The 19,493-nt window shown below is 62.8% G+C and carries 17 protein-coding genes; 9 read left to right on the forward strand and 8 right to left on the reverse strand.

What is annotated here, in order from left to right:
• Positions 1 to 89: 89 nt before the first annotated feature.
• From pgl to ACE04I_RS11525, 4 genes are all read right to left on the reverse strand, one after another.
• Entirely contained in the window at positions 90 to 788 is a 699-nt protein-coding gene (gene pgl / locus ACE04I_RS11510) for a 6-phosphogluconolactonase (protein WP_046794266.1), read from the reverse strand.
• A 5-nt stretch (positions 789 to 793) separates the two neighbouring features.
• Positions 794 to 2,266, reverse strand: coding sequence for a glucose-6-phosphate dehydrogenase (gene zwf, locus ACE04I_RS11515; RefSeq protein ID WP_046794267.1), 1,473 nt, complete (start codon positions 2,264 to 2,266; stop codon positions 794 to 796).
• A gap of 108 nt (positions 2,267 to 2,374) precedes the next feature.
• On the reverse strand, positions 2,375 to 3,664 hold the full coding sequence (locus tag ACE04I_RS11520) for an NAD(P)/FAD-dependent oxidoreductase (RefSeq protein WP_082118319.1): 1,290 nt from the start codon (positions 3,662 to 3,664) through the stop codon (positions 2,375 to 2,377).
• 19 nt (positions 3,665 to 3,683) lie between these two features.
• Positions 3,684 to 5,123 carry a glutamine synthetase family protein gene (locus tag ACE04I_RS11525; RefSeq protein ID WP_046794269.1) on the reverse strand — a complete coding sequence of 480 codons (1,440 nt, stop codon included), beginning with the start codon at positions 5,121 to 5,123 and terminating at the stop codon, positions 3,684 to 3,686.
• 126 nt (positions 5,124 to 5,249) lie between these two features.
• Between ACE04I_RS11525 and ACE04I_RS11530 the strand changes: the two genes are divergently transcribed.
• The 4 genes from ACE04I_RS11530 to ACE04I_RS11545 all read left to right on the forward strand — a co-directional run bounded on the left by ACE04I_RS11530 (position 5,250) and on the right by ACE04I_RS11545 (position 9,869).
• Positions 5,250 to 6,431: a BaiN/RdsA family NAD(P)/FAD-dependent oxidoreductase gene (locus tag ACE04I_RS11530; protein ID WP_046794270.1), complete on the forward strand. Its 1,182-nt coding sequence runs from the start codon at positions 5,250 to 5,252 to the stop codon at positions 6,429 to 6,431.
• Between the two features lie 142 nt (positions 6,432 to 6,573).
• Positions 6,574 to 6,705 (forward strand): hypothetical protein, encoded by a 132-nt coding sequence (locus ACE04I_RS11535; protein ID WP_280950050.1) that lies wholly within the window; start codon positions 6,574 to 6,576, stop codon positions 6,703 to 6,705.
• Between the two features lie 168 nt (positions 6,706 to 6,873).
• Positions 6,874 to 8,718 carry a methyl-accepting chemotaxis protein gene (locus tag ACE04I_RS11540; protein WP_046794271.1) on the forward strand — a complete coding sequence of 615 codons (1,845 nt, stop codon included), beginning with the start codon at positions 6,874 to 6,876 and terminating at the stop codon, positions 8,716 to 8,718.
• A 287-nt stretch (positions 8,719 to 9,005) separates the two neighbouring features.
• Complete coding sequence (locus ACE04I_RS11545; RefSeq protein WP_046794272.1) at positions 9,006 to 9,869, forward strand: LysR family transcriptional regulator; 864 nt, start codon at positions 9,006 to 9,008, stop codon at positions 9,867 to 9,869.
• A gap of 49 nt (positions 9,870 to 9,918) precedes the next feature.
• Here the strand turns inward: ACE04I_RS11545 and ACE04I_RS11550 are convergent, their stop codons facing one another.
• The 3 genes from ACE04I_RS11550 to aceA all read right to left on the reverse strand — a co-directional run bounded on the left by ACE04I_RS11550 (position 9,919) and on the right by aceA (position 11,747).
• Positions 9,919 to 10,041, reverse strand: a complete 123-nt coding sequence (locus ACE04I_RS11550) for a hypothetical protein (protein ID WP_280950052.1) — start codon at positions 10,039 to 10,041, stop codon at positions 9,919 to 9,921.
• Positions 10,038 to 10,274, reverse strand: a complete 237-nt coding sequence (locus ACE04I_RS11555) for an SMc00767 family acetate metabolism repressor (protein ID WP_046794273.1) — start codon at positions 10,272 to 10,274, stop codon at positions 10,038 to 10,040. The genes ACE04I_RS11550 and ACE04I_RS11555 overlap by 4 nt, the downstream gene beginning before the upstream one ends.
• Positions 10,275 to 10,457: 183 nt before the next feature.
• The gene (aceA, locus tag ACE04I_RS11560) at positions 10,458 to 11,747 is read right to left on the reverse strand and encodes an isocitrate lyase (protein ID WP_137326648.1); all 1,290 of its coding nucleotides are present in this window, start codon (positions 11,745 to 11,747) and stop codon (positions 10,458 to 10,460) included.
• Positions 11,748 to 11,954: 207 nt separating this feature from the next.
• Here aceA and ACE04I_RS11565 point away from each other — a divergent pair, with 207 nt between their 5' ends.
• The 5 genes from ACE04I_RS11565 to ACE04I_RS11585 all read left to right on the forward strand — a co-directional run bounded on the left by ACE04I_RS11565 (position 11,955) and on the right by ACE04I_RS11585 (position 17,562).
• Complete coding sequence (locus tag ACE04I_RS11565) at positions 11,955 to 13,370, forward strand: helix-turn-helix domain-containing protein (RefSeq protein ID WP_046794275.1); 1,416 nt, start codon at positions 11,955 to 11,957, stop codon at positions 13,368 to 13,370.
• Between the two features lie 128 nt (positions 13,371 to 13,498).
• The gene (locus ACE04I_RS11570; protein ID WP_046794276.1) at positions 13,499 to 14,596 is read left to right on the forward strand and encodes a polyamine ABC transporter substrate-binding protein; all 1,098 of its coding nucleotides are present in this window, start codon (positions 13,499 to 13,501) and stop codon (positions 14,594 to 14,596) included.
• A gap of 76 nt (positions 14,597 to 14,672) precedes the next feature.
• Positions 14,673 to 15,821 (forward strand): ABC transporter ATP-binding protein, encoded by a 1,149-nt coding sequence (locus ACE04I_RS11575; RefSeq protein ID WP_046794277.1) that lies wholly within the window; start codon positions 14,673 to 14,675, stop codon positions 15,819 to 15,821.
• Positions 15,822 to 15,831: 10 nt separating this feature from the next.
• Positions 15,832 to 16,743 carry an ABC transporter permease subunit gene (locus ACE04I_RS11580; RefSeq protein ID WP_046794278.1) on the forward strand — a complete coding sequence of 304 codons (912 nt, stop codon included), beginning with the start codon at positions 15,832 to 15,834 and terminating at the stop codon, positions 16,741 to 16,743.
• The gene (locus tag ACE04I_RS11585; protein ID WP_046794279.1) at positions 16,744 to 17,562 is read left to right on the forward strand and encodes an ABC transporter permease; all 819 of its coding nucleotides are present in this window, start codon (positions 16,744 to 16,746) and stop codon (positions 17,560 to 17,562) included.
• On the opposite strand, the gene ACE04I_RS11590 is transcribed toward ACE04I_RS11585, so the two are convergent.
• A complete protein-coding gene (locus ACE04I_RS11590; protein ID WP_052760389.1) occupies positions 17,563 to 19,359 on the reverse strand; it encodes an AsmA family protein in 1,797 nt (598 codons plus the stop codon).
• Positions 19,360 to 19,493: the final 134 nt, after the last annotated feature.

Here is a 19,493-nt window from a genome sequence, read left to right on the forward strand (position 1 = left end):
TCTTCGTCCATCCCGGCTTGGGAGGGGCGCGAAGCCGGCCGGGATCGGGTTCTCTCAATGTTTCCGGCGGGTAGCCGGCATGGGGCGCCTTACGGCGCCCAATAGATATCGACCGGCGAGCTTGCGCGATTGAGCACGGCGCGGATCGGCATCTCCATCTCGTCGGAGCCGGATTTCGCCTTCTCCAAGACCTCTTTCTTCCCTTCGCCCTCGATATGCAGAACCAGGAAGCGGGCATCCGAAAGGCTGGCGAAGGAGAATGTCAGGCGCTCTTCGCCGGCGCCGTCAGCCGTCATGGTCAGCACGCCGCGCGGACCGGAAGGATCGAGCGCTCTCTTCAGGTTGTTGCCATGCGGGAAGAACGAGGCCGTATGGCCGTCCGTTCCCATGCCGAGGATCGCGACATCGAAGGGATTGCCGATGCCGGCAGCCTTTTCCGTGGCGACAGCCGCTGCCTCGCCGATCGAGGCGCGGTCATAGTAGAGCGGGAAGAATTGGGCGGCCGCCGCCTTGCCCATCAGGAGGTGCGTGGCGACCAGAAGATGGTTCGAGCGCGGATTGTCGGCGGGCACGAAGCGCTCGTCCACCAGCGTGACCGCGACCTTGGACCAGTCCATATCGCGGGCCGAAAGCGCCTCGAAAAATTTCTTCGGCGTCGACCCGCCGGAGACGGCGATCGATGCGCCGCCCCGCTCTGCGATGGCCGCGGCGAGCCGCGAGGAGACCGCTTCCGCCAGCGCTTCGGCCAGCGTCGCGGCGTCGGAAAAAGAATGCAGCTTCGCCGTCATCGCCGTCACCCCTCATGCCAGGTGCGGCCGTCGCGCTCGATCAGTGCGATGGCCTGGCTCGGTCCCCAGGTGCCGGCGGTATAGCCCTGCGCCTGCTGGCCGGTCACTTCCCAGCCCTTGAGGATCGGGTCCACCCAGCGCCATGCGGCTTCCACCTCGTCGCGGCGCATGAAAAGCGTCTGGTTCGAGCGGATCGTGTCCATCAGCAGCCGCTCATAGGCATCCGGATTGCGGACCGAGAAGGATTCGGCAAAGCTCATATCGAGCGAAACCTCGCGCAGGCGCATGCCGCCGGGACCGGGGTCCTTGATCATCAGCGACTGCTTGACGCCCTCGTCCGGCTGCAGCCGGATGATGAGCTGGTTGGCTGAGATGCGCCCAGCCGACTGGTCGAAGATGTTGTGCGGGATCGGCTTGAAGGTGATGACGATTTCCGAAACGCGGTTGGCAAGCCGCTTGCCGGTGCGGATATAGAAGGGCACGCCCGCCCAGCGCCAGTTGCCGATCTCCGCTTTGATGGCGACGAAGGTCTCGGTGTTGGAGACGCCGCCCTCAAGCTCTTCGAGATAGCCCTTGACCGGACCTCCGGCCGATGCGCCGGCACGATACTGGCCGCGAACGGTAACCTGCTCGGCATTGGCTTCGGTGATGGGCTTCAATGCGCGCAGCACCTTCAGCTTCTCGTCGCGGACGGATTCGGAATCCATCGAGGCCGGCACTTCCATGGCGACCAGGCAGAGAAGCTGCAGGATATGGTTCTGCACCATGTCGCGCAGCGCCCCGGCGGTGTCGTAATAGCCCGCGCGGCCTTCCAGGCCGACGGATTCTGCCACCGTGATCTGCACGTGGTCGATATGATTGGCGTTCCAAAGCGGTTCGTAGAGCGCATTGGCGAAGCGCAGCGCCATCAGGTTCTGCACCGTCTCCTTGCCGAGATAGTGGTCGATGCGGAAGATCTGCTCTTCACGGAAGACGCTGCCGATTGTGTCGTTGAGTGTCAGCGCCGAGGCGAGATCGCGGCCAATGGGCTTCTCCACGACGATCCGCGTGGATTTGGTGATCAGTTTATGATCGCGGATCTTTTCCGAGATCGGCCCGAAAATGCCGGGAGCCACGGCCAGATAGAAGGCGCGGATGCGATCCTTGCCGTCGTCCAGCAGCTTCTTCAGCGCATCCCAGCCCTGGTCCGACTTGGCATCGACGGAAACGTAGAAAAGCCGCTGGCAGAATTTCTTGACTTCCGCCTCGTCGTATTCGCCTTTCTTCAGATGCTCCTTCAGGGCATCGTCCGCGAACTTTCGATATTCGTCGTCGGAAAGCGTGCTGCGTGAGGCGCCGATGATGCGCGTCGGCTCGCTGAACTGGCCTTCGATCTGGCGGTGATAGAGGGCCGGCAGGAGCTTGCGCTCGGCAAGGTCGCCCGTGCCGCCGAATACGACACAATCAAAGGGTTCAACAGGAATGATCTGGCTGCTCATACGCTGGTCTTTCGTCTTCGTATGGTTGGAGGCTTGTTTAATCTAATCGATTTAAAAAGGCTAGCCCGATTTGGGGCATGGCGGATAACTTGTTGGCGCGGCGCCTTGTCACAGCCTGTCGCGCAGGGCAAACCACGTCAAGGCAAGGAATAGCAGCGGCGTGCGCAGGTGCCGCCCGCCGGGGAAGGCGGGAACGTCGAGCGCCTCGAGAAGATCGAGGTCCGTCGCCTTGCCGCCGACCATATCAGCATAGAGTTTGCCACAATAGTTTGACAGCATGACGCCATGCCCGGAATAGCCGCCGATCGAGGTGACGCCCGGCATGACCTCCCGCACGAAAGGCTGGCGCGGCATGGTAATGCCCACATTGCCGCCCCAAGCATGGGTGACTTCGACGTCTTTCAGTGCCGGATAGGTTTCGACGATCTGGCGGCGGATGGCATCGGCGGTGTCCTGCGGATTGCGTGACGAGTAGACCTCGCGGCCTCCGAAGAGGAGGCGATTGTCACGCGACTTGCGGAAATAGCGCACCACGAAGCGCGAATCGGCAACCGCCTCGCCGCCTGAAAGCACCTCCGGAAAATCGTCGAGCGGCGCGGTCGCGGCGATGAAGGAGCCGATCGGCATCACATGCGCGGCCGTCACCGGTTCCAGATTGCCGATATAGGCATTGGTCGCGATCAGCGCCCGGTCGGCCGTGAGCGTGCCTTTCGGCGTATCGATCATGATCTTGCCCGAGGCACGCCTGATCGCCGTCGCCTGCGTCATCTCGTGGATCTGCGCGCCGGCCTCCTTCGCCACGCGGGCGAGGCCGACCAGGAGTTTCAGCGGGTGGATATGGCCGGTGCCGGTGTCGCGCACGCCGCAATAATAGCTTTTGCTGCCGACCCGTTCGGCCGTCTCGCGTGCGTCCATGAAGGAAAGATGCGGATAGTCGTAACGCTCCGCGGCGATCTCGGCATTGGCCTGATATTCCTTCTCGTAGCCGGGCTTGTGGGCGACGTTCATCTGTCCCGGCATGTAGTCGATATCGATGCCGTGAGCGGCCGCGAAGTCGAGAAGATGGCGCTTGGCGTCCTCGGCCATGTCGAACAAGGCCTTGGAGCGTTCGTAGCCGATCTTCCGCTCCAGCTCCTCCGGCCACGAGCGCTGACCCGTGCCGAACTGGCCGCCATTGCGCCCCGAAGCGCCGTCGCCGAGCCGGCAGGCTTCGATCAGCGCGACCGAAACGCCAGCCTTGGCGAGGTTGTAGGCCGCCTGCAGGCCGGTGAAGCCGCCGCCGACGATCGCCACGTCGACGGTCCTGGAACCGTCGAGCGCGGGATAGACGGGGCGTTCACCGATTGTCGCCTGATACCAGGAAATGCCGGGCGCTATGGGGCTCTGCCATGAATTCACGATGCGGTACTCATGTTACTCAGACGTTCAGAAGCAGGAATTCCCGCTCCCATGGGCTGATCACCTGCATGAAGGTCTCGAACTCACCGCGCTTGACGCCCGCATAGAGCCCGATGAACTCGGGGCTGAACACGTCCGTCAGCGCGGGTTCGGATTCCATCAGCGACACCGCCTCGAGCAGGCCGCGCGGCAGGTCGATCGAGCCTTCGTTCGCCGAATCCTCCGTCGGCGGGTCGGGCTCGATTGCGCGCAGGATGCCGAGCAGCCCGCAGCCGAGCGAGGCGGCAAGCGCCAGATAGGGATTGGCGTCCGAGCTCGGCAAGCGGTTCTCCACCCGGCGCGCCGCGGCATCCGAAACCGGCACGCGGAAGGCGGTGGTGCGGTTGTCGTAACCCCAGGCATTGTTGACCGGCGCCGCCATGTCGGGGGTCAGGCGGCGATAGGAGTTCACATAGGGCGCCATCATCACCAGCGCCTTCGGCACATAGGTCTGCATGCCGCCGATGAAGTGGAAGAATTCCTTGGAGGGCGATCCGTCGGGATTGGAGAAGACGTTCTTGCCGGTCGCGATATCGACCACCGATTGGTGGATATGCATCGCCGAGCCTGCCTGGCCCTGCATCGGCTTGGCCATGAAGGTGGCGTAGATGCCGTGTTTGAGCGCCGCCTCGCGGATGGTGCGCTTGAACAGGAAAACCTGGTCGGCAAGCTCGATCGGATCGCCGTGGCGCAGGTTGATCTCGAGCTGGGCAGGCCCTTCCTCGTGGATCAGCGTATCGATCTCTAATCCCTGCTTTTCGGAGAAATGATAGATGTCGTCGATCAGCTCGTCGAACTCGTTGATGCCGGCGATCGAATAGCCCTGGCCGCCGAGGATGGAGCGGCCGGAGCGGCCTTTCGGCGGACGCAGCGGATAATCCGGATCGTCGTTCTTGGCGACGAGATAGAATTCGATTTCCGGCGCCACGACGGGTTTCCAGCCGCGCTGCTTGTAGAGGTTGACGATGTTCTTCAGGACATTGCGCGGCGTATAGGCGACGGCCTGGCCGGTCGTATCCACGATGTCGCAGATCACCTGGGCCGTCGGATCGGTTTCCCAGGGCACGACTGAAAGCGTCGAAAGATCCGGCATCAGTTTGAGGTCGCTGTCGCGCGGCTCATAGCGGAAGTTGGCGGTTTCCTCCGGATATTCGCCCGATATCGTATGGCGATAGAGCGCCGAAGGCAGCGCCAGTGAGGTGTTCGAAGTGAACTTCGACGAAGGCATCATCTTGCCGCGCGGCACGCCTGCAAGGTCCGGCGTGATGCACTCCACGTCCTCTATGCCGCGAGCCCTCAGCCATGCCGCCGCTTCGCGCCAGTCGGAGACGCCGCGCAGGGAGGTGAGGGTGGGCTGGGTTGTGGCAGCTTTGAGGACGCTGCCTGTGGTGGACGTCGGGGTGGGTTTCTTTCGCGGCATGGCGCACCGGAGTGGGGTTGATCGGGAATCCCATCATAACCACTCATTGGCGATTGGCGAGGGGGCGGCATTGACTTTGAAGTAAGGATCGCGAACACCGCTGGCGGCGATTGAAAGGGGCAGCGCGTGGCGCGGAAATTCGACGTTGTGGTTCTGGGTGCCGGCGCGGCCGGCATGATGTGCGCGATCCGGGCGGGCGGGCGCGGCCGTTCGGTGCTGGTTCTCGACCACGCGAAGGCGCCCGGCGAGAAGATCCGCATCTCCGGCGGCGGCCGCTGCAATTTCACCAACATCCATGCGACGGCGAAGAACTACCTTTCCGGCAATCCGCATTTCGCAAAATCCGCGCTCGCCCGCTACACGCCCCGCGATTTCCTCGACATGGTCGAGGCGCATGGCATCGCATGGCATGAAAAGACGCTCGGCCAACTTTTCTGCGACGAGAGTGCCAAGGACATCATCCGCATGCTGCTCGCGGAAATGCGCAGGGTGAAGGCCGAACTCGAATTGCAGACCGAGATCACCTCGGTCGAAAAGGCAATCGACGGGTTTCGCCTTGCGACCTCTTCCGGTCCGATAGAAGCACAGGCCCTGGTCATCGCCACGGGTGGCAAGTCGATCCCCAAGATGGGGGCCACCGGCTTTGCCTACCGCATCGCAGAGCAATTCGGGCTGAAGGTGACGGAAACGCGCCCCGCCCTCGTGCCGCTGACCCTTGATCCGGGGCTCCTGGAAAAGCTGGCGCCCCTTTCGGGTATTGCCGTGCCGGCGGAGGTTCGCCATGGCAAGACCACCTTCCGGGAAGCACTGCTCTTCACGCATCGCGGCTTGAGCGGTCCGTCGATCCTGCAGATATCCTCCTATTGGCGGGAGGGCGACGAGATCACCCTCGTGGTCGAGCCGGATATGGATTTGGCGGCCATGCTCAAGGCCGCGCGCGGACAGAACGGCAGGCAGGCGCCGCAGACGGTGCTTGCCGAGACATTGCCGAAGCGGCTCGCCCAGTTCTTCGTCGAAACGCGCGGCATAGCAAGCCATCTCGCCGACCTTTCGGACAAGGCGATCCACGCGCTGGCCGCTTCCATCCAGAGCTGGACGATCCGCCCGGCGGGGTCCGAGGGATACCGCACCGCGGAGGTCACCTCCGGCGGCATCGATACGTCCGGGCTGGATTCACGAACGATGGAAGCCAAGGCCATACCCGGCCTCTATTTCATCGGCGAATGCGTGGACGTGACCGGCTGGCTCGGCGGCTATAATTTCCAATGGGCCTGGGCCTCCGGCCATGTATGCGGGGAAGCATTGTAGGAGCCGGCTGATTCAGCACTTTTTAATGTGCCGGCGCGATCCTGCCTTAATCCAAGCAAAGTCCTGCTCATATTTGTTTGGGTGAGTGCCGGTCTGCTGCCCTGCGGCAGAAAATAACAACAAGTGTTTCGAGGCTATTTCCATGCAGAAAAAACGCGCTCGTGCCATTGCCATCGCAACAACCCGCGACGCCGAACGTTTCGCTCGCCTGCGCCTTCTTGCGATCACTATTAGCGCAGTAGCGGCATTGCTTGCCCTGCCGGTTCTGTTCTGACAGCTCGGAACGGATTGCGAGTGTAAACTGCTCCTTAAAGGAGGAGTAAACAGCGGCGATTAACGCAACAGGCCGCAGCACTAGACCTGACGACAAGCCAATTCAGTAAATTTTTACATAGTTCTAATAAAAAGGTCCCACGCCAATCTATTTTGGAAAGCTGGGCCCATGCGCGGAATTCTTCCGTCTTCGATTGCCACCCGTATCGTCTTTCTCTGTCTTTTCCTGATCTTTGCCGCGGTCTCTGCCGTGGGCGGGCTTACCTATGCTTATCTGCGCGCGGATATCATGAATACGGCGCTGCGCGACGCCAAGGAAGCCGCCCGCGCCATGGGGCTTCTCTATGAGACCGACGTGGAGGGGGCGCGGGTCGAAATCCGCGACGCCGAACTCGTCCGCGCCATCCAGGGCCAGGGCTCGGTGGCCGATCATGATCTCGTGGACCGCACGGCCAAGTCGATCGACGGCGTTGCGACCGTCTTCGAGAAGCAGGGCAGCGAATATGTCCGCATCTCCACGAACGTGAAAACCGAAAAGGGCGAGCGTGCGATCGGCACCAAGCTTGCCGCCAATCATCCGGCGCAGCCCTTTCTTGCCCGTGGCGAGGCCTATTTCGGGCCCGCCGTTCTTTTCGGCCGGGATTTCATGACCGGCTATTTCCCGATCACGGATGCTTCCAAAGCCGTCACCGGGCTGCTCTTCATCGGCATTCCGATGGAGGTCTATTTCGCGCAGATGACGTCGCTTTTCCATGTCGTGCTCGCCACCTCGCTCGTGGCGCTCGCGGTGGTCAGCCTTTTGAGCTTCCTTGCCCTGCGTGCCCTGATACGTCCGCTCGGCATCCTGACCGGCACCGTGCGCAAGATCGCCGAAGGCGATCATCATGCGGAGGTTCCCTACCTCGATAGCCGCACGGAATTCGGCAACATCGCCCGCGCACTGGAAGTATTCCGCGACAATGCCCGCGAGAAGCAGGTCATAGAGGCTCGCGGCGCCGAGGAGCGCGCCGGGGCGGAGGCCGAGCGGCAGCGCAACGATGTGGAAAAGCAGCGCGTCGATGCTCAGATCGATCTGGCCGTCACCGAACTCGGCAAGGCGCTTGCCCGGCTTGCCCAGGGCGATCTTTCCTCCGTGATCGATACCGGTTTCTCCGGCCGGCTCGAACAGCTCCGCCTCGATTTCAACGGCTCGATCATCCGCCTGCGCGACACGCTCTCTCACATCCGCGAAAGCACGTTCACGATTCAGCAAAGCAGCGCCGGCCTCAGCCATTCCTCGGCGGAGCTTTCCAAGCGCACCGAAGCCCAGGCCGCCTCGCTGGAGGAAACCGCTGCCGCCGTCGACGAGATCACCGTGACGGTCCGCTCCACCGCCGAGCGGGCGAGGGAAGCCAACGAGGCGGTGACGACGACGCGCAAGAGCGCCGACAGTTCCGGAACGGTGGTGAAGAACGCCGTCGAGGCCATGGGCCGCATCGAAGAGGCGTCGAAGAAGATCGAACTCATCATCGAGGTGATCGACGATATCGCCTTCCAGACCAATCTCCTGGCGCTGAATGCGGGCATCGAGGCGGCGCGCGCGGGCGAAGCCGGCAAGGGCTTCGCGGTGGTGGCGCAGGAAGTGCGGGAACTCGCGCAGCGCTCGGCGGGCGCCGCCCACGAGATCAAGGCGCTCATCAACCAATCCACCCGGGAAGTCGGCGCAGGCGCTGGCCTCGTGCAGCAGGCGGGCGAGGTGCTGGCGGCGATCAGCCGGCAGATCGCGGGCGTCAGCCAGCATGTGGAAATGATCGCCACCGCAAGCCAGGATCAATCCGCGGCGCTGCAGGAGATCAACACCTCCGTCAATCGCATGGACCAGATGACCCAGCAGAACGGCGCCATGGTCAGCGAAACCAGCGAGGCAAACCGGCGCCTCGCCGAAGAGGCGGATGTGCTCAGGCAGCTTGTCGAGCAGTTCCGCATTGGGGGCGACGATGCGGTCCAGCGGGAGCGGCGTCCCCGGGCGGCATAAGGGCATCGTCACAATGGGCGGTCTGCGGGCCGCCCATTTTCATCGCTCGTTCGCGGCTCAGCCATTTTGCGAGCCGGCTGATCCAGCGCGGCAGCGGCTGACCGAAGTCACGATAGAAGCGTTCCTCCGCATGGCGGTTATGCTCGGGCAAATTCATTTGCCGCTTCATGACGATAGCTGCGACTGTCTCGTACATTTGATGACTCCTTCGCTTGAAAAGCCATCTCCTCTATTAAGCGCAAAAAACTGCTTCTTGAACAGCCGGGATCGGGCTATGTTTTTCACCCATGAAAAACATCGGCTGGGACGCTTACGAACTTTTCCTCGAGGTCGCGCGCCATGGCGGGCTTTCCGGTGCTGCCGGGGTGACGGGGCTCAGCCCCGCCACCATCGGAAGACGCATGCTGGAACTGGAAGAGGCGGTCGGGCGTCCGCTCTTCATCCGCAGCCGCACGGGCTATAGGCTGAGCGGCGAGGGCTCGCTTCTCCTCGATCAGATACTGGAAATGGAAGGTGCCGCCCGACGCATCGATGCCTGGAAGCGGCAGGGCTCCGGTTCGGCCCTCGTCCGGGTTGCCTGCGGCACCTGGCTTGCCTGGATGTTCAACCGCAATTTTTCGGCGATCCGCACGGAAAGCGATGATTTCCGGCTGGATTTCTTCATCGCGGAGCGGCGCGCGGCGCTCACCCATCGCGAAAGCGATATCGGCATCCGTGCCTTCGAACCGGAGGAGCCTAACCTTGCGACGACCAGGCTGGGAGAGGTGGCCTATGCGGCCTACAGGGCCCGCTCGGCCCATCCCTCGACGGCGGAAAAGTGGCTCGCCGTATCGGAAGAGGATGCCATCTCCGCCTATCTGCGCTTTCCGCACGAGGTGCGCGCCGGGCAGATCGTCGTGACGGTCAACAGGCCGCGTTCGCTGCGCGATCTGGCGCTTGCCGGCGCGGGCACCGCCGTGCTGCCCTGTTTCGTCGGCGATCAGGATATCCGGCTTGTCCGGGTAGGGGAGGAGATTGCCGAGCTGCGCCACAGCCAGTGGATCGTGATGAACAATGACGATCGCCACCGGCGCGAAATCCGCACGGTCGTGGATCGCATGGTAAGCCTGGTCCGGGGGCACGCGGAACTCTTTGCCGGACGTCGGCCATAACCTTGAGTTTCCCCGCATGCGGAAGGCGCCCGGTTAAGGGCGCCTTCGTTCAGCGCTTGAGGCGCGCGATGACAGGGCTCGGAACGTAGCCCTGGCGATTGCCTGCCCGCTGGCTCAGGCCTGCAAGGCTGAGCAGCATCGCCGCGAGGGCGAGTGTCGTAAGCACCATCATCTGTTGCTTGCGATCACAACGGGGATCATGAGATCGCCCCAGTGGCCGTCTCCGCCATGATGGCGCGCGGAGCGGACGAGTTCCACGGAAACGCCCGCCTCGACCGCCTTTATGACGGAATGGTTGAGCCGGTGCAGGTCGTTGGCCAGCGAACGGATCGCCGCCTGCTGATCGGCCGTCATGCTGGTGGATTGCTCTTCTGCGCGTTCCTTGACGCGGGTCTGGACGTTCATGGCATTTCTCCTCTCTCGGGGTTCTTGAAAAATGACCCCTCCCCAGCCCCTCCCCACAAGGGGGAGGGGGACTATGCCGCGCGTCTCGTATTCCACCTCAAACTCATGGGGTGAGTAAGGGTAGGAGGGTCGCTGCTGGTAGCCCCTCCCCCTTGTGGGGAGGGGTTGGGGAGGGGTAGCTCGTTACTCCGCCGCCGGGCGGAACTGGTCGTGCTCGGTCGACTCCTTCATGGCGGTGGTGGACGAAAGCCCGCCGGTGATCGTCATGGAGACGGCGTCGAAATAGCCGGTGCCCACCTCGCGCTGGTGTTTGGTCGCCGTGTAGCCGTTCGCTTCTGCCGCGAATTCGGCTTCCTGCAGCTCCGAGTAAGCGGCCATCTGCCGGCTCTTGTAGCCGCGAGCGAGCTCGAACATGCCGTGGTTCAACTGGTGGAAGCCCGCGAGCGTGATGAACTGGAACTTGTAGCCCATCGCGCCCAGCTCGCGCTGGAACCTGGCGATCGTCGCGTCGTCCAGGTTCTTCTTCCAATTGAACGAAGGCGAGCAGTTATAGGCGAGGAGCTTGCCCGGATGCGCCTTGTGCACGCTTTCCGCGAACCTCCTCGCCTGCTCCAGATCCGGCTTGGAGGTCTCGCACCAGATCAGGTCGCAATAGGGTGCGTAGGCGATCGCCCGCGCGATGCAGGGTTCAAGCCCGTTCCGCACATGATAGAAGCCCTCGACCGTGCGGCCGGCATCGTAATCCACGAAGGGCCGGTCGCGCTCGTCGATATCCGAGGTCAGCAGCTTGGCCGCCTCCGCATCGGTTCGGGCGATCACCAGCGTCGGCACGCCCATGACGTCGGCGGCAAGCCGCGCGGCGGTGAGATTGCGGATATGCGCCGCCGTCGGGATCAGCACCTTGCCGCCCAGATGGCCGCACTTCTTCTCCGAGGCGAGCTGGTCTTCGAAGTGAACGCCCGCGGCACCTGCTTCGATGAAGGCCTTCATGATCTCGAAGGCGTTGAGAGGCCCGCCAAAGCCGGCCTCCGCATCGGCCACGATCGGCGCGAACCACGTATCGACCGAAAGCCCTTTGCCTTCGGCGGTTTCGATCTGGTCGGCGCGCTGCAGCGTGCGGTTGATGCGCTTGGCAAGCTCGGGCGCGGCATTGGCCGGATAGAGCGACTGGTCCGGATACATGGCCGAAGCAGTGTTGGCGTCGGCGGCGACCTGCCAGCCGGAGAGATAGATCGCCTTCAGACCGGCGCGGACCATCTGCATGGCCTGGTTGCCGGAGAGCGCGCCCAGCGCATTGACGAAATCCTCCTCGTGCAGGAGCTTCCACAACCGGTTCGCACCCATCTCCGCCAGCGAGTAGCGGATTTCGATCGAGCCGCGCAGGCGCTGGACGTCCTCGGCGCCATAGGGGCGCTCGATGCCGTCGAAGCGGCCCTCGGCTGCATTCGGAACCAGTTTGTAAAATTCTGTCATTATCCTCTCTCCCGTTGAAAATTGCCACGCATCCCATGGCGAGGTCGTGTGACCGAATTTACAGAAGAGAAGGCATTACCGCCAGAAAAGTTGCGAAAACAGCGCTATGAAAGAGGTTATGTTGTCTTGCGTTTCACAAACTGTTCTGTGAAGATGTAAATCTAGTAAAACTTAGTTGGGGCCTTCGAATTGTAAAAGGTGTAACAGATGGCGGAGCGGAAGATTTTCGCAGGGCCGCGCGTCCGGCGCGTCCGGATCGGCCTTGGATTGACCCAGACGGCAATGGCCGAGGCGCTCGGCATTTCGCCGTCTTATCTCAATCTGATCGAGCGCAATCAGCGGCCGCTCACGGTTCAGCTCCTCCTGAAGCTTGCCACCGTCTACAAGGTCGATCTCGATGCCTTGCAGGGGGAGGGCGGAGGCTTGGCGAGCCAATTGCGCGAGGTCTTTTCCGATCCGCTGCTGGTCGGCGAAATTCCGGGCGACCAGGAAATCATCGAAGTGGCCGAAGCCGCCCCCAATGCCGCGCTCGGCATGATGAAGCTCTATCGCGCCTATCGGGAGCAGGCCGCGCGGCTTTCCGATCTTTCCGATCTTCTGGCGCGCGAAGGTCATGAGACGTCGATCGCCGGTGCGCGGCTGCCGATCGACGAAGTGCGGGAGACACTGGAGCGCCGGCCGAATTCCTTCTCCCGGATAGAAGACGCCGCGGAAGCGTTTGCCGAAAGACTTGCCGGCGGCGACGATCTGCCGGGCGCCCTCAAGGGCTGGCTGAAGGCGGAACATGGCATCGTGGTTCGCACGCTGCCGGATCACGTCATGCCGGATCTGCGCCGCCGCTATGACCGCCATTCGATGCGGCTTTTCCTGTCGGAAAGGCTTTCGCCCTTCGACCGCACTCGCGAGCTTGCCATGGAAGCAGCACTTCTGGCGCTCGGGCCGGAGATCATGGCGGAGCTGGATGCGCTTGTCCTTTCCACCGGCGAGGCCCGGCGCATCGCCCGTTTCGAACTCGCCCGCTATGCGGCTCATGCGCTGATGATGCCCTATGCGCCGTTCCTCGCCGCCGCGCAGCGGGCCCGCTACGATATCGATGTCCTTCGCGGACGCTTCGACGTCTCGTTCGAGCAGGCGGCGACGCGCCTTACCACGCTCTGTCGCGCCAGCGCCGCGGGCATCCCCTTCTTCCTGCTGGAACTCGATCATGCCGGCAACGCGATCCGCCGTGCCGGCGCGCAAGGCTTTCCGCAGGCGCGCTTCGGCGGCCTCTGTCCGAAGCTCGGCATCCACACGGCCTTCGCCCAGCCGGGGCAGGTGCTGGTCGATGCGGTGGAGATGATGGACGGCAACGCCTTCCTGACGCTTTCCCGCACGCTGGAAGGGCCGCAGGCCGGTTTCGGGGAGCGGGTGCGGCGCACGGCGCTCCTCATCGGCTGCGACCTCCCCCGCGCCGGCGAAACAGTCTATGGGGATGTGGTGGCGGCATCGGCGAAAGTGCTCGCCGGCACGGCCTGCCGCCTCTGCGAACGGCGGGGCTGTCTCTCCCGCGCCGAACCGCCGCTGACCCGCCCGCTCGGGCTCGACGAGATGGTGACGGGGCTTAGCGCGTTCGATTTCCAGTAGTCCCTTGTGGCGGCGCACATTTCCCCTCTTGTGGGGAGGAAATTTCCTTCTTACTCTGGTTGAAAAACATGCGGGAATTCATGCGCGGCGCCCCCGCCTGCGCGGGAAAAACTGGAACAGGAGAGATCATGAAAACCCATTTGCTCCGTCTTGCCGCCGCCGTTGCCGCGTCGGCGATTGCCGCCACCGCTGCCATGGCGCAGGAACGGGTGGTGCATGTCTTCAACTGGTCCGACTATATCGATGAATCGGTCCTAGCGGATTTCACCAAGGAAACCGGCATCAAGGTCGTCTACGACGTGTTCGACAACAACGAAATCGTCGAGACCAAGCTGCTCGCCGGCGGTTCGGGTTACGATGTTGTGGTCCCGACCGGTCCTTTCCTTGCCCGCCAGATCCAGGCCGGCGTTTTCCAGAAGCTCGACAAGTCGAAGCTGCCGAACCTTTCCAATCTCTGGCCGGAAATTTCGGAGCGGCTCGCCAAGTACGATCCCGGCAACGAATATGCCGTGAACTACATGTGGGGCACGACCGGCATCGGCTACAATGTCGAGAAGGTGAAGGCCGCGCTCGGCGATGTGCCGATCGACAGTTGGGACATCATCTTCAAGCCGGAGAACGCCGAAAAGCTGAAGGCATGCGGCATCAATATCCTGGATGCTTCCGACGAGACCTTCGCCATTGCCATGAATTACCTTGGCAAGGACCCCGACAGCAAGGAGACCGCCGATCTCGAGGCCGGCGGCGAGGTTTACCAGAAGATCCGCCCCTTCGTCCGCTCTTTCAACTCATCCGCCTATATCGACGAACTTGCCAATGGCGATACCTGCATCACCATCGGCTGGTCGGGCGACGTGCTGCAGGCGAAAGACCGTGCTGAGGAAGCCGGCAAAGGCGTGCAGGTCAACTATGTGATCCCCAAGGAAGGCACCTATATGTGGTTCGACAATCTCGCGATCCCGGCGGATGCGAAGAATGTCGAAGAGGCGCATGCCTTCATCAACTACATGATGAAGCCGGAAGTCATCGCCAAGTCGTCGAACTATGTGCAGTATGCGAACGGAAACCTCGCTTCCCAGCAGTTCATCGACAAGGAAGTGCTGGAAAATCCCTCCGTCTATCCTCCCGCCGAAGTGCTTTCCAAACTCTTCGTCATTTCGTCCTATGGGCCCAAAGAGCAGCGCGTGTTGAACCGAGTCTGGACGAAGATCAAGACCGGTAGCTGAGTTGAGAAAAGGGCAGGCGATGCGCCTGCCCTTTTCGGCTTGGCGTGAGTGTTAACGGGGCGAATTGGGGTGGGGCATGGCGAAATCTCTCGGACCGGTAAAGCGTAAATTCTCACCTTGGACGGACCCTGCCGCGGTTCCCTTCATCCGTTTCGAGAACATCACCAAGCGTTTCGGCGACTTCACCGCCGTCGACAATCTGACCCTCGACATCTACGAGCGGGAGTTTTTCTCGCTTCTCGGCCCTTCGGGCTGCGGCAAGACCACGCTGATGCGCATGCTGGCGGGCTTCGAGGAGCCGACCGAGGGCCGCATCCTGCTGCAGGGCAAGGATATTTCCGGCGTACCGCCCTATCGCCGCCCCACCAACATGATGTTCCAGAGCTATGCGCTCTTCCCGCATATGACGGTGGAGAAGAACATCGCCTTCGGCCTCCAGCAGGACAATCTCCCGAAAGGGGAGATCGCTGCCCGCGTCGAGGAGATGCTCAAGCTCGTCAAGCTCGAGTCCTTCGCCAAGCGCAAGCCCAACCAGCTTTCCGGCGGCCAGCGCCAGCGCGTCGCGCTCGCCCGCTCGCTCGCCAAGCGTCCGAAGGTGCTGCTGCTCGACGAACCGCTCGGCGCGCTCGACAAGAAGCTGCGCGAGGAAACCCAATTCGAGCTGATGGACATCCAGACCAATCTCGGCCTCACCTTCTTCATCGTGACCCACGACCAGGAGGAGGCGATGACGGTCTCGGACCGCATCGCGGTGATGGACAAGGGCGTCATCGTGCAGGTGGCGACGCCCGCGGAAATCTATGAGGCGCCGAACAGCCGCTATGTCGCGGATTTCATCGGCGACATCAACATCCTTGAGGGAACGGTCGTCGCGACCGAAAATACGCCCGGCGTCGTGCGGCTGGATAGCAGCGGCGTCGCGGTGGCCGTCGAGCAGGAATGCCAGGTGGTGAAGGGCGATCAGGTCGCCTTCGCGATCCGCCCGGAAAAGGTGCGCATGTCCCTCGATGCGCCGGCCGAGACCTCTGTGAACGCGGTATACGGCGAGGTCTGGGACATCGGTTACCTCGGAGATTTCTCCGTCTTCCTCGTCAAGCTCGCCGATGACCGCATTGTTCGCGCCGCCCAGGCCAATGTCTCGCGCCTGGTCGACCGGCCGGTTACCTTCGGCGACATGGTCTGGCTCACCTGGCCGCGCGATGCCGGCATCGTTCTGACACGATAGGGGAACCCGCATGGCCGAGACCAGCGCCACCACCACCCACGCGTCACCCGCCCGCTGGCTGGTGGTCGCGGTTCCCTATCTCTGGCTGCTGCTCTTCTTCGCCGCGCCCTTCTTCATCATCCTCAAGATATCGCTCTCAGATACCGCGATCGCGATGCCGCCCTACACGCCGGTCTTTCAGGGCTTCGGTGCGATCCGCGATTTCTTCTCCAATCTCGACATGGAGAACTATCTCTTCCTCACGGAAGATCCGCTCTATGTGCAGTCCTATCTCTCGTCCCTCAGAATCGCGCTGATCTCGACGCTGCTGCTTCTCCTGATCGGCTATCCGATCGCGCTTGCCATGGCGCGTGCGCCGACGACCATCCGGCCGCTGCTGGTCATGCTGGTGATCCTGCCCTTCTGGACCTCGTTCCTCATCCGCGTGTATGCCTGGATCGGCATCCTGAAGCCGGACGGGCTCCTAACGCTCCTGCTCCAGACAGTAGGCTTCCTCGGGCCGAACGATCAGGTGCAGATTTTCCGCACCGACATCGCCGTCTTCATCGGTATCGTCTATTCCTATCTTCCCTTCATGGTGCTGCCGCTCTATTCGGCGCTGGAGAAGATGGACAATACGCTCCTGGAGGCCGCGAACGACCTCGGCTGCCCGCCTCTCAAGGCCTTCTGGAAGATCACCTTTCCTCTTTCGCTGCCAGGCGTCATCGCGGGCTCGATGATCTGCTTCATCCCGATCACGGGGGAATTCGTCATCCCCGATCTGCTCGGAGGCGCCGATACGCTGATGATCGGCAAGACGCTCTGGACGGAGTTCTTCGGCAACCGCGACTGGCCGCTTGCCTCGGCGGTCGCCGTCCTCCTGCTCCTCGCGCTGGTGGTGCCGATCGTCATCTTCCAGAACCAGCAGAAGAAGGTGGTTTAGATGAAATCGTCAAAGTTCGACGCCACCGTCCTGACCCTCGGTTTTGCCTTCCTCTATATCCCGATCATCATCCTGGTGGTCTATTCCTTCAACGCTTCCCGGCTCGTGACGGTCTGGGGAGGGTTTTCGCTGCATTGGTATCGCACCGTGTGGTCTAACCAGGGGCTCATGGATGCCGCCTGGGTGACGGCCCGCGTCGGCCTTCTCAGTGCGACGATCGGCACGGTGCTCGGCACGCTCGCTGCGCTGGCGCTTGTCCGCTACGGGCGGTTTCCCGGCCGCATGCTGTTTTCCGGCATGATCTATGCGCCGCTCGTCATGCCGGAGGTCATCACCGGTCTTTCGCTGCTCCTGCTCTTTGTCGCGGCAGGCATCGATCGCGGCTTCTGGACGGTCACGATCGCGCATACGACTTTCACCATGTGCTATGTGGCGATCGTCGTGCAATCGCGCCTGCTCACTTTCGACCGCAGTCTGGAGGAGGCCGCGCTCGATCTCGGCAGCCCGCCTGTGAAAACCTTCTTCACGATCACCCTGCCGCTGATCCTGCCCGCCGTGCTTGCCGGCTGGATGCTCGCCTTTACTCTGTCGCTGGATGATCTGGTTATCGCGAGCTTCACGACGGGGCCAGGCGCCACGACGCTGCCGATCAAGATCTATTCGCAGGTGCGCCTCGGCGTGACGCCGGAGATCAACGCGATCTGCACCATCCTGATCGGCTTGGTCACGCTCGGCGTGATCGTCACCTCGATCAGCATGAAACGCACGGAGCTTCGCCGCATCCGGGACGAACACGTCGCGGCCCGCAACGCGACCTGATCAGTCGTTGAGCGGCTTGGTATCCGGGGCGGGGGCCGTCAGAATCACCGGCGACGGCCAGGAGCCGCCGATGAAGAAGGTGAAGTCCGGCGCCTCCGTGCCTGCCGGCGTGATGCTCGCGGAAAGCGCCAGGCTGTTGTCGACATAAGGCACCACGCCGCTGAGGCTGAGGGTTTCGGTGGCATTCGCGATTTCCGCCTTCTGAAGTTCGGCGGAGCCGCCGGCGAAAGTCGCTACAACTTCCATCCCGTCAAAATCCAGATCGTCCCCGGAGGCTTCGCTCAAGGGGAAGTAGTTCTTGCTGGCGGCGAGCTGCCGCAAGGCGGCGAGATTGACGCCGGGAATGGTGCCCCGGCCGGCGGTGAAGCGCATCTGGCCTCTTGCGTCCTCCCAGCTTGCAGTACCCATTGGCTTGTCGAGGCTGAAGGAGAGTTCCAGTGAACCGCGCGCGGAGGGAAGGGGGCCGGTGAGATTGAGACGACGCGCAATGCTGGAAAAATCCGCATTCTGAATGGAGAGGCGCAGCGCCGCTCCGTTCGAAAACCCATCTTTGGCCGAGGTGAGCCTGCCCGTCAGCGTGCCGGCCTCGAAATCGCTGTCGGCGATGTCGAGGCGGGTTTCGTCGCCCGTCTTCAGCACGCTCACGGCCGCATCGCCAAGCATGAAGGGGCCGAGCGCTGCTTCTTGCGCGGAAAGCCGCAGATCGAACTCGGCGCTCCGGTGCAGCGTAGTGATATCCTCATCGTCCGGTGGGCCGTCCGGCAATGTCCGTGGCGGAATGGCGGCGAGGATGGAGGAGAAGTCCAGCCTGTCGAAGGCGAGTGTGCCGGTCAGCCGGGGGCGTCCTCCGGGCGGCAAGGCGAGGTCGAGAATCCCGGTCGCCCGGCCCTCGTTGACGGAGAGCGACAGATCCTCGAAACGCAGGACGTCGCCGCTGATGCCGAGCCTGGCCTTCATGGCCAGCGACCTGACCTGCTCGGCTCCCGGTATCTCGATGCCGGACCATGCCGTGAATGCCGAAACGTCGGGAACCGCGACGTCGAAGCTGCCGGCAAGGAAGCTGTAGGCCGCAAGATTGGCGGTACCGTTCAACCGGCCGGAAATCAGGTCGGATTGAAGGCTTCCGGCTGCCGCCGCATCCCGGCCGGAAAGCAGGAGAAGCGGCTGAGCCGAGGTAAGGTCGAAGCTCGCCGCCTGGCCGTTCAACTGCGCGCTCCCCTCGATCCTTGCCGCCTGGGAAAGTCGGGGCCAGCGAAGCTCGCCGTTGATCGCATGGAGGCGGAAGGAGCGGTTGCCCGAAAGATCGAGCAGTTCCAGATTGCCGTTTTCGACCGTCACGTCACCCACGCGCGCGTCGAGATCGGCCGGTATGGTGTTCGCATTCGCGGAGGCCGCCTGCCGCACGGCGGCGCTCAGCAGCCCGTCATTCGCCCAATCGAGCCTGCCCTCCCTGTCGCGGACGACGAAAACGGACGGCCTGGTGAGCTCGATATCCTCGAACACGATACGGCCCAAGAGCGCGGGATAGAGTTCGAACGAGGCCGAAAGCTTATCGATGCGCGCCAAGAGGCGACGGGAGCGATCGTCCTCCTTGGTGATCGTTACATCGGCCAGGGTGATCTGCGGCTCGGGCCAGAAGCGGACCTCCGGCGAGCCGCCGATCGACACCTCGTTGCCGGTCCATTCCGCAACCGCTCGCTCCATGCTGCCGCGCACCACTGCGATGGAGATCACGAATGGCGCGACGATCTGGACGACGAGGAGAAGGCAGACGACCGCGAGAGCGGCGAAGAGCAAAAGCCGGACTCTCCGGCCAAGCGGCCGGCCTAGCTTTTCCCGAATGTTCCCGAGCGCTCTGATCATTAGGTTTGCGATATAGGAAATGCGGTCCGGGCGCAAACAGGGGCACCGTCGAAAGGCGCTTTTTCTCT

Source organism: Rhizobium moroccans (genome assembly GCF_057559155.1).

What these genes read in the sequence shown, in the direction of transcription:
- aceA (WP_137326648.1), bottom strand. Translation starts at nt 11,747, where the DNA reads ATGACAGAATTTTACAAACTGGTTCCGAATGCAGCCGAGGGCCGCTTC.
- ACE04I_RS11575 (WP_046794277.1), top strand. Translation starts at nt 14,673, where the DNA reads ATGGCGAAATCTCTCGGACCGGTAAAGCGTAAATTCTCACCTTGGACG.
- ACE04I_RS11550 (WP_280950052.1), bottom strand. Translation starts at nt 10,041, where the DNA reads ATGATGGTGCTTACGACACTCGCCCTCGCGGCGATGCTGCTCAGCCTT.
- ACE04I_RS11555 (WP_046794273.1), bottom strand. Translation starts at nt 10,274, where the DNA reads ATGAACGTCCAGACCCGCGTCAAGGAACGCGCAGAAGAGCAATCCACC.
- ACE04I_RS11570 (WP_046794276.1), top strand. Translation starts at nt 13,499, where the DNA reads ATGAAAACCCATTTGCTCCGTCTTGCCGCCGCCGTTGCCGCGTCGGCG.
- ACE04I_RS11540 (WP_046794271.1), top strand. Translation starts at nt 6,874, where the DNA reads ATGCGCGGAATTCTTCCGTCTTCGATTGCCACCCGTATCGTCTTTCTC.
- ACE04I_RS11545 (WP_046794272.1), top strand. Translation starts at nt 9,006, where the DNA reads ATGAAAAACATCGGCTGGGACGCTTACGAACTTTTCCTCGAGGTCGCG.
- zwf (WP_046794267.1), bottom strand. Translation starts at nt 2,266, where the DNA reads ATGAGCAGCCAGATCATTCCTGTTGAACCCTTTGATTGTGTCGTATTC.
- ACE04I_RS11525 (WP_046794269.1), bottom strand. Translation starts at nt 5,123, where the DNA reads ATGCCGCGAAAGAAACCCACCCCGACGTCCACCACAGGCAGCGTCCTC.
- ACE04I_RS11580 (WP_046794278.1), top strand. Translation starts at nt 15,832, where the DNA reads ATGGCCGAGACCAGCGCCACCACCACCCACGCGTCACCCGCCCGCTGG.
- ACE04I_RS11565 (WP_046794275.1), top strand. Translation starts at nt 11,955, where the DNA reads ATGGCGGAGCGGAAGATTTTCGCAGGGCCGCGCGTCCGGCGCGTCCGG.
- ACE04I_RS11535 (WP_280950050.1), top strand. Translation starts at nt 6,574, where the DNA reads ATGCAGAAAAAACGCGCTCGTGCCATTGCCATCGCAACAACCCGCGAC.
- pgl (WP_046794266.1), bottom strand. Translation starts at nt 788, where the DNA reads ATGACGGCGAAGCTGCATTCTTTTTCCGACGCCGCGACGCTGGCCGAA.
- ACE04I_RS11585 (WP_046794279.1), top strand. Translation starts at nt 16,744, where the DNA reads ATGAAATCGTCAAAGTTCGACGCCACCGTCCTGACCCTCGGTTTTGCC.